The sequence below is a fragment of the Longimicrobiaceae bacterium genome, assembly GCA_035936415.1.
Lineage (GTDB): Bacteria > Gemmatimonadota > Gemmatimonadetes > Longimicrobiales > Longimicrobiaceae > JAFAYN01.
In genome coordinates this window covers 1-7815 of record DASYWD010000004.1, presented here as the reverse complement: position 1 = coordinate 7815, position 7815 = coordinate 1, and the positions used below count along the sequence as shown (strand labels likewise).

Annotated in this window: 8 protein-coding genes; 2 read left to right on the top strand and 6 right to left on the bottom strand. The window is 75.5% G+C overall.

The window, feature by feature from the left end:
- The 3 genes from VGR37_00115 to nfi form a co-directional block, all read right to left on the bottom strand.
- Window positions 1–1538: carboxypeptidase regulatory-like domain-containing protein (locus VGR37_00115; protein ID HEV2145797.1), on the bottom strand; the 1538-nt coding region annotated here is incomplete at its 3' end.
- Between the two features lie 83 nt (window positions 1539–1621).
- On the bottom strand, window positions 1622–2404 hold the full coding sequence (locus VGR37_00110) for a carboxypeptidase regulatory-like domain-containing protein (protein ID HEV2145796.1): 783 nt from the start codon (window positions 2402–2404) through the stop codon (window positions 1622–1624).
- A gap of 71 nt (window positions 2405–2475) precedes the next feature.
- Window positions 2476–3177, bottom strand: a complete 702-nt coding sequence (gene nfi / locus VGR37_00105) for a deoxyribonuclease V (protein ID HEV2145795.1) — start codon at window positions 3175–3177, stop codon at window positions 2476–2478.
- Between the two features lie 138 nt (window positions 3178–3315).
- Here nfi and VGR37_00100 point away from each other — a divergent pair, with 138 nt between their 5' ends.
- The gene (locus VGR37_00100; protein HEV2145794.1) at window positions 3316–3945 is read left to right on the top strand and encodes a GNAT family protein; all 630 of its coding nucleotides are present in this window, start codon (window positions 3316–3318) and stop codon (window positions 3943–3945) included.
- 23 nt (window positions 3946–3968) lie between these two features.
- Here the strand turns inward: VGR37_00100 and VGR37_00095 are convergent, their stop codons facing one another.
- Window positions 3969–4538: a hypothetical protein gene (locus VGR37_00095; GenBank protein ID HEV2145793.1), complete on the bottom strand. Its 570-nt coding sequence runs from the start codon at window positions 4536–4538 to the stop codon at window positions 3969–3971.
- Between the two features lie 213 nt (window positions 4539–4751).
- Between VGR37_00095 and VGR37_00090 the strand changes: the two genes are divergently transcribed.
- Window positions 4752–5171: a plastocyanin/azurin family copper-binding protein gene (locus tag VGR37_00090; protein HEV2145792.1), complete on the top strand. Its 420-nt coding sequence runs from the start codon at window positions 4752–4754 to the stop codon at window positions 5169–5171.
- A gap of 88 nt (window positions 5172–5259) precedes the next feature.
- On the opposite strand, the gene VGR37_00085 is transcribed toward VGR37_00090, so the two are convergent.
- The gene (locus VGR37_00085; GenBank protein ID HEV2145791.1) at window positions 5260–6978 is read right to left on the bottom strand and encodes a PQQ-dependent sugar dehydrogenase; all 1719 of its coding nucleotides are present in this window, start codon (window positions 6976–6978) and stop codon (window positions 5260–5262) included.
- 166 nt (window positions 6979–7144) lie between these two features.
- Window positions 7145–7690 (bottom strand): hypothetical protein, encoded by a 546-nt coding sequence (locus VGR37_00080; GenBank protein HEV2145790.1) that lies wholly within the window; start codon window positions 7688–7690, stop codon window positions 7145–7147.
- Window positions 7691–7815 lie beyond the last annotated feature (125 nt).

Sequence of the window (7815 nt, the reverse complement as noted above, 5' to 3'; positions counted from 1 at the left end):
GGGACGGCGCACGCGTGGTAGTTCCCCATGGCGTCGGTCCAGGCCAGCGTCCTCCCCGCCGGGACGTCGCCGGCGGCGGGCCAGGAGAGCACCACCGGCGTCCCCGCCGTCGGCGCTCCCCCGCCCTCCTGCCGCACGGTCCCCACCACCACCCCGGTCCCCCCGCGCCGCTCCAGCGGCGAGCACCGCGAGGCCAGCACCGCGGTGAGCGGCGGCACGGCCAGCCGCACCGGGTCCCCGGCGCCGCGCCGCAGGTCCACCGTCTGCGCCGGGGGGATCCAGTCGAGCGAGTCGATCCGCGGGTGCGAGAAGACCACGGCGTAGCGCCCCTCGGCCACGTCGGCGATCCGGAACTCCCCCCGCGCGTCCGTCTCCGCCTCCAGGGCGGTGCCGGCCAGGCGCACGCGCGCGCCCGCCAGCGGGACGGAGCGCGTGCTGTCGAACACCGTCCCGGTGAGCGCCGCGCGCGCAGCGGAGCGCACCAGCACGCCGCCGGTGGTGTGCACGTCCAGCACCTCCCAGACCACCTCCCGGAACCCGGCCACGCGGCGGCGCTCGTGGCGGACGCTCCCCACCTTGAGCGTGTCCATCCCCACCAGCGGCATGAGGATCCGCCAGCGCGCCACGACCCACTCCCCCCCGGGAAGCCGCTCGAACTCCACCCGGCCGCCCAGCCGGCCGGCGGGGCCCTGCAGCTCCAGCCCGGTGTAGGTGTACTCCAGGTGGCGCAGCTCCGAGGTGCGCGGGTCGAGCCAGAGGACGCCGCGCACGTCCGGGAGCCGGCGCCCGCGCACCGGCTCGAACGCCAGCCCCGCCAGCCCGCGCTCCTCCCGCACGCGGAAGCAGTGGGTGTCCATGAAGGCGTCGGAAAGGAGCACCTCCGCGTCCGGCGCGGAGTAGACGACCGAGTCCCCCTCCGCCCGCACGAACCCCTCCCGGACCAGCCGCTCCGCCGGGACGCTCACGAACGGGCTCACGGCGTACCCGGTCATCCGCCGCTCCTGCTCGGACTGCACCCGCATGGAGCCGGCGTCCAGGATCCGGGCGTGCTCCTGGACGGTGTACCGGAAGCGCCGCCGCGCCGCCGTCCACGCGGTGGCGCTCAGCGCCTTGCGCACCTCCTCCCACAGCGCGGCCGTCCGCTCCTCCGCCTCGGGGAGGGCGGCGCAGCGCCCCTTCTCCGCCCGCACCACCAGCCCCTCCAGCCGGACCGGCTCCGCGCCCATCTCCATCTCGTGCTCCCGGGTCTCGCCGGCGGCCAGGTCCAGGGCGGGCGACCGGACGCTGGCGTAGCCCACACGCTCCGCGCGGAGCGTGTACCGGCCCGGCGCGGGCGCCTGGACGAGGAAGGCGCCGGACGCGTCGGTGAAGCTCCCCCCCACCTGCCGTCCGCCCGCGTCCAGCAGCACCACGAAGACGCCGGCCACCGGCCGCCCGGTCTCCCCCTCCCGCAGCTCCCCGCGGACCGCCTGCGCCGCGAGCGGTCCGGAAGCGGCGAAGAGGCAGAGGAACCCGACGATGATCTTCCAGAACGTCATGCGGCGCATCGGGAAGGGGGGCCAAACGAACGCGGAGCCCCTACACCGGAAGGCGGCTCCGCGCACTCTCGCACTCCCGCACTTCACCGCGGCCGCGTCCACACCGCGATCACCCCGCACGCCGCGGTGCGGCGGTTGAACTCCGGCGGCACCTGCGAGGCGCCCCGGTAGACCTCGAGCCCCTGCACGTCGGTGGCCCGGATCTCGTCGATGTTGAACCCGGGGCCGATCAGCGTCCCGTCCACGTAGTACTGGATCGGGCAGGGGGGCCCGCCGGAGGAGCGGACCATGGTCACGTAGGCGTCGCCGCGGATGCCGTTCGGCTGGAAGTGGATTCCGGGGACGGTGCGCAGCGCGTCGCTCAGGAAGGTGGGGTTGCGGCGCTCCAGGTCCGCGCGGGTGATGAAGGAGCCGAGGCCGATCCTGCGGCGCCGGGCGAAGCCGGCCGCCTCCAGGTACTCGGCGCCCCAGTCGCGCGCCTTCGCCTCCACGCGGATGGCCGCCACCGGGATCGCCTCCACCTCCAGCGAGAAGTCCAGGGCGGCGGAGCGGCCGGGCTCCAGGCTCACCAGCTTGAGCCGGGTGGCGTACCCCAGCCGGCGGACCTCCACCGTCTGCACGCCGGAGGGGACGCCCACCATGCGGAGCGTCCCGCGCGTGTCGGTGGTCCCGGAGATCCCGGTGCCCACGACGGTGACCCGGGCGCCCATGACGGGGCTCCCCGACGCCTGCGACGCCGCGGTCACCAGGAGAGCGGAGGTCCCTTCCTGGGCCCGCGCGTGGACCGCGCCCCCCCCGAGGGCGCACAGGGCCACGAGCCAGCAGGCGAGGACCCGGAGGAGCGGACGGAGGCGGAGCGCGACCATGGCGGAGCGGGGGTGGGAGGAAGGAGGACGGTCCCGCGCACCTCTACTATTGCGAAGGAAGCGCTTCCGGGTCAAGCATTTGTGCCGGGCGCCGCGTCGTCGCGGGCGCGGCGCCGGAGCTCGTTCACCAGGCGGTGGCTGCGCCGCGTCGTCTCCGGCTCGCGGAAGCGGGGCGCCAGCCGGAGCACGATCTCCACGGCGGTCGGCAGGTCCATCCGGTGGCCGGGGGAGACGTACACCGGCTTCACCCCCGTGCGGGTGCGGACCGCCATCCCCACCGTCTCGCCCCGGTGCACCAGGGGCGCCGTGGAGCCGCGCTCCTCGCCCAGCTCCCCGTGCGTCCCCACGAGGAGCGACTTGGCGCACCCGATGGAGGGGACGTCCAGGAGCAGCCCGCCGTGGCAGGCCACGCCGAAGCGGCGGGGGTGCGCCGTCCCCTGCCCGTCGAACACCAGCACGTCCGGCCGGCGCTCCAGCCGCTCCCACGCCGCGGCGATGGGCGGAAGCTCGCGGAAGGAGAGGTAGCCCGGAACGTAGGGAAAGGTGAGCTCCGCCACGGCCGACGCTTCGGCCACGGTCTCCAGCCCCGCCAGCTCCAGCACCACCACCCCCGCGTACCCCCACTTCGCGAAGCGCTCGAACGACACGTCGGCGCCGCCCGCCAGGCGCGGCGCGAACCCCGGCGGGGGCTCCGTCACCAGCCGCTCCCGCAGCTCGGACTGGATCCGCCTGGCCTCCTGCGGGGTGACGTCCCAGCGATGCTCCTCCTCCATCCTCCCTCCCGGTGGGGGTGGTCCGACCGTGCAGCCGGCGGGGCAGCAAGGTGCGCGCCGCCCTGGCCCGCCCCACGGCGGCCCCGTATACTGTGCCCGGACCGGCTGTTCCACCGCCCCGCCCGCCCAGGCCGCCGCATGCCCTGCACCCTCCCCGGACCCGCGTACCGGGTGCACACCCCCCGGCTGGTGGTCCGCTGCTGGCACCCCCGGGACGCACCGCTCCTCCAGGCCGCGGTCGAGGCCAGCCTGGCGCACCTGCGCCCCTGGATGCCCTGGGCGCGGGCGGAGCCCAAGGACCTGGACGGCCGGATCGAGGACCTGCGCCGATTCCGGGGCAACTTCGACCTGGGGATCGACTTCACCTGCGGGATCTTCGACCGGGCCGAGGCGCGGGTGCTCGGGGGGACGGGGCTGCACCCCCGCGCCCGCGAGCAGATGCTGGAGATCGGCTACTGGATCCACGCGGACCACGTGGGCCGGGGGCTGGCGACCGAGGCCGCGGCCGCGCTCACCCGGGTGGCCTTCGAGGTGAACGGGGTGGATCGGGTGGAGATCCGCTGCGACCCGCTGAACGTGCGCAGCGCGGCCGTTCCGGCCCGGCTCGGCTTCCGGCACGAGGCCACCCTCCACGGCGACGCCCTGGCCCCGGACGGCACCCCGCGCGACACCATGGTGTGGGGGCTGGTGGCGGACGAGTACCCGGCCTCCCCCGCGGCGGCGGCGCCGGTGGAGGCCTGGGACGCCGCCGGCCGGCGCCTTCTCTGACGGAGGACGGCCGCCCGGAGGAGTCAGGCGCTCGCGCGCCGGATGGGGAGCACGACGGGGGCGTCCATCCCACCCAGCGGGAGCGCGTCGGCGAAGACGCCGGAATCCACCGCCACGGTGGCGTGCGACACGAAGCCGGGGAAGCGTACCACCACCCGGCGCGAAGCGCCCGCGTTCACCCCGTAGGCGGCCACGCACGGCTCCGACTGCGGGAGGTGGTGCAGCAGGGGGAGGTCGCGCGAGGCGGGCCCCGTGTACGCGCCCTCCGGCGCCACCTCGTCCACCCGCGTCTCGCCGACCTCGCCCGCCATCTCCACCCGGACGACGTGCTCGTCCGAGGGGACGAGGACCAGCTCCAGCGGCCCCGCGCCGCGGAGGTGCAGGTACAGCGTGGTCCCGCCGCGCGCCAGGAGCCCCGCCAGCATCGTCTCGATCCAGAGGGGGGTCGCCAGCTTCATCGCCGCGATCTCGCGGGCGGCGTGCGTCGCCTGGACCCGGCTCTCCACCCGGAACGCCCGCACCGCGGGCCGCGCGGTGCGGGGGAAGCCCAGCAGGTAGCCGACCGCCTTCCGTACGCGCTTCGTCAGCTTCATCGCGTCCTCCCTGGTGTGTGCGTCCGAGATGCCCCCCGGGTGACTACGCGGGGAGGAGGAGGCCGGTTTCGGCCGCCGGCGCGCCGAGCCCCCCGCGCCGCGGCGGCACAGGGGGCTCGGCATGAACGGTGCCCGCCGCGGCGTCAGCCGCCGGGCTGCACCAGCCGGAACACCTTGCCGGTGCTCCCGCGGGGCCCGAGGATCTCGGAGGAGGTGCCGAGGGGTGCGCAGACCGTCACCCTGAAGCGGCTCCCGGTGGCGTTCGCGCCGGGGAGCGAGACGGTCGAGAAGTCCACGGAGCTGCGGGGCGGCAAGACCGCCGCGGTCGGCTGGAACGTGCAGGCGGTGCCCGCGCCCGCGGCGGTGGTGAAGGGAGAGCGCTGGAGCTTCAGCCCCGCCTCCGTGACCATCCGCGCCGGCGAGGCCGTGCGCTTCGAGTACGCGGCCGGGTCGCCGCACACGGTCACGCCGGAGAACCCCTCCGGCTTCTGGGTGGAGCGCCGCCTCGCGAACGCGGCCGACAACTTCACCCTGACCTTCAACACCCCCGGCACCTACCGCTACCTGTGCGTGCCGCACGCCACCGGCTTCGCGCCGGGCCAGGGGATGAACGGCGTCATCATCGTCCAGTAGACGGCGGCCGCCGCAGCAGGATGGCAGGACCAGCAAAGGGGGTGCGGCCGGGCCGCACCCCCTTCGCGCACCTCCGTCCCGGCGGAGGCTAGTTCCCGGCGGGGACGAACTTCAGTATCCTCCCGTTGTGGGTGAGGGCGTACAGCTCGCCGGCTCCGTCCCGGCCGAAGGAGACCAGGAGCGCGACGTTGTCTACGGTCCACTGCCGCTGCTCCTCGGCCCTGCCGTTGCGGTAGCGGAAGCTGCGCACCCACCCCTTGCAGAGGTCGCCGTAGAAGTAGTGTCCGCGCAGTCCCGGCATGCGGCTCCCCCGGTACACGTATCCGCCCGTGACCGAGCAGCCGGTGGGGTGCGCGGAGCCGGCCGCGCCCGGCGTACCGTCGTGCGGGTACTCCACCGCGGGGAGGACGGTCCCGCTCCGGTCGCACCCCGTGGTCCCCGCAGGGTAGCAGTGCGACCCCTCCAGCCGAGGCCACCCGTAGTTCAGCCCGCCCTGGCCGGCGGGGACCACGTTGACCTCCTCCCAGTGCGTCTCGCCCACGTCGGCCACGTACAGCAGCCCGGCCTCGGGGTCGAACGACATGCGCCAGGGGTTGCGCAGCCCGTACGCCCAGATCTCGCCGCGGGCCCCCGCCTGTCCGACGAAGGGGTTGTCGGCGGGGATGGCGTAGGGGTCGCCGGCGTCCACGTCGATGCGCAGGATCTTCCCCAGCAGCGTGCTCCGGTCCTGGGCGTTGCGCTCGTGCCCCTGCCCGCCATCGCCCACGCTCACGTAGAGCTTGCCGTCCGGCCCGAACGCCAGCTCGCCGCCGAAGTGCTCCCTGGTGGGCGGGTGGTCGATGTGCAGGATCAGCTTCACGGACGCGGGGTCGGCGCGGTCCGGGTCGGCGCCCACCGTGTACCGCTCGACACGGATGTCGCCGGCCGGGTCGGTGTAGTTGACGAAAACGTGCCCGTTGCTGGCGAAACGCGGGTGGAAGGCGAGGCTGAACGCCCCCTGCTCCACGTCGTGCACCACCTTGCCGCGCAGGTCCAGGAAGAGCCCGGGGAGCACGATCCCGCCGCGGACGATCCGCACCTGTCCGTCCACCTGCACCACGAAAAGGCGGCTGTCGCCCTGCGGGGCGGCCAGGTGCGTGGGCGCGGGGCCGAGGCCGCTCGCGACCTGCGACAGCCGCAGCGACGGGATCGGCGCGGCCACCACGGTGACCGTGGCGGTCCCCTTCCGCCCCCCCGCCTCCGCGGTGATGGTGGCCGTCCCGGCGTCCCGGGCGGTGACGGTGCCGTCCGCGCCGACGGTGGCGACCGCTTCGGCGTCGCTCGACCAGGCGACGGCGCGGCCGGTGATCTCCGCGCCACCGGCGGCGCGGAGGACCGCCCCCAGGCGCTTCGTGTCCGCCACGAGGAGGGTGGCCGTGTCCGGGCTCACCACCACGGAGGCGACCGCCACCGGGACCACCCGGATCGACACCGACCCGGTCCGCGCGCCGGCGCTGGCCTGCACCGTGGCCGTGCCCACCGCCTTCCCGGTGACCCGGCCCGCATCGTCCACGCTCGCCACCTCTCCGTCCGGCGTCGCCCAGGAGACCGGCACGGTGGGAAGCTCCGAGCCGTCGGACGCGCGGGGGGTGGCGGCGAGCTGGAGGGTGCCGCCCACCTCCACGGAGTCCACGGGGGCGACGACCTCCACCGCGGCCACCTCCCTGGGCCGGTTCACGTCGTCGGGGGAGCACGTTGCCAGCGCGGCGAGCAGGAGCGCGACCGGGAGCCTTCCCGGCCGAACCGGCGATCCGAGCATCTCGTCCATCCTTTCGCGGGTCCACTTGGTCGGCGCGCCCCTCCGTGGGCGCGAACGGTGGGGAGACGCACCTATGTCGCGTTTGGTCACAGGAGGGGTGCAGACAGTTCAGCAAGTCTCGAAAGGGACTGGAGATCGGCAGCCGGGGGGAGCCGCACGGGTCGGAGAGGGGCCGCTATACCGCCACGCCGCCCCACCACCTGGCCGCCGCGGCGGCCGTCCACCCCGCCGCCACCGCCCACACCACCAGCAGCGCGCCGTAGGTGAAGGGGATGCGGTCGGGGGCGCCGCGCTCCTCCAGGAGGAGGCGCAGGACTCGCTCGGTGCCCAGCACGGAGATGCGCAGGAGCCAGAGCAGGAACGCCCGGGGGGCGAGGAGGAGGAGCCGGACCACGGCCAGGGTGACGAGGCCGAGCCCCAGGTACAGGGGAGTGCCCAGCGCGAGGCGGCCGAGCGGCGTCTCCGGAGAGCCGAACACGAGGAGGAGGAGCCCGCTCACGGCGCCGCCCATCACCAGCGCGGCGCCGCCCTCCTCCAGGTCGCGGAAGAAGGGGTAGAGCGGCTCCGGGGTCGGGCGGGAGCGGGCCCGCACCAGCGCCCCCGCCAGGCGGGCGCGGTCGGTGCGGAGGATGCGGGCGCGCACCCACGGGGTGTCCAGCAGCGCGCCGAGGGCCACCAGGAGGAGCGCGGCGCCGGCCCAGGCCAGCCAGGGGTGGCGCAAGGAGTGCTCCGGTTGCGGGTCTGTGGGGAGCCGCGGCTGCCTGGCGACTGCGGGGAAGCTGCCACGGGGCCGGGGATCCTCGCAAGCCGGTCCCGGCACCCGGCCCCGCCTGCCCCTGGCCCCCC

Coding starts and splice junctions, on each gene's coding strand:
- VGR37_00110 (HEV2145796.1), bottom strand. CDS start 2,404: ATGGTCGCGCTCCGCCTCCGTCCGCTCCTCCGGGTCCTCGCCTGCTGG.
- nfi (HEV2145795.1), bottom strand. CDS start 3,177: ATGGAGGAGGAGCATCGCTGGGACGTCACCCCGCAGGAGGCCAGGCGG.
- VGR37_00100 (HEV2145794.1), top strand. CDS start 3,316: ATGCCCTGCACCCTCCCCGGACCCGCGTACCGGGTGCACACCCCCCGG.
- VGR37_00095 (HEV2145793.1), bottom strand. CDS start 4,538: ATGAAGCTGACGAAGCGCGTACGGAAGGCGGTCGGCTACCTGCTGGGC.
- VGR37_00085 (HEV2145791.1), bottom strand. CDS start 6,978: ATGGACGAGATGCTCGGATCGCCGGTTCGGCCGGGAAGGCTCCCGGTC.